The organism is Novosphingobium sp. CCH12-A3 (assembly GCF_001556015.1).
Taxonomy (GTDB): domain Bacteria; phylum Pseudomonadota; class Alphaproteobacteria; order Sphingomonadales; family Sphingomonadaceae; genus Novosphingobium; species Novosphingobium subterraneum.
Window position 1 is genome coordinate 1 of the sequence record NZ_LSIA01000143.1, and the last position, 633, is coordinate 633.

A 633-nucleotide genomic window follows, 5' to 3' on the forward strand; every position below is an offset into this window, starting at 1 on the left:
AGAGTCGGATTCGAAACTAATTCGTTGAATGACAGTGTCTTGCGGCACGCCGGATGAAGGCTTGTACCGAGGCCGCGAAGAGCCAAGCGGTGGCAGATGCGATGGTCTGCTCGAAGTCCTTGGCAAGTCGGCGATTTCGGTTGAGCCAGGCGATTGTCCTTTCGACAACCCACCGGCGGGGCAAGACTTCGAAGCCCTTGACCGTGTCGGAGCGTTTGATGATTGCGATCATCCAGCTACCCAAAGGCTTCAGGGCATCCTTCAGTTTCTGGCCAGCATATCCGCCATCAGCGAACACGTGCCGCAGCCAGGGAAACCGCTTGATGACGCCGCCCAAGACCATCGGAGCTCCATCGCGATCCTGAATGTCAGCGGTATGGACGACGGCGTGAACCAGATTGCCCTCGGTGTCGGTTAGGATGTGACGCTTGCGTCCTTTGATCTTCTTTCCAGCATCGTAGCCCCGAGGTCCGCCACTTTCAGTGGTTTTGACGCTCTGGCTGTCGATCACACCGGCGCTGGGCGAGGCCTCACGCCCCTGTGCTTCACGGACCAGCATAAGAAGGCCATGGTTCAAGGCCTGCCATAGCCCAGTATCGCGCCATATGTAGAACCAGCGTCGCACCGTTGAGA

The 633-nt window shown here is 58.1% G+C and carries 1 protein-coding gene; it reads right to left on the reverse strand.

What is annotated here, in order from left to right:
* Nucleotides 1–16 precede the first annotated feature (16 nt).
* On the reverse strand, nucleotides 17–633 hold a 617-nt coding region (locus AX703_RS11520), incomplete at its 5' end, for an IS5 family transposase (RefSeq protein ID WP_062344214.1).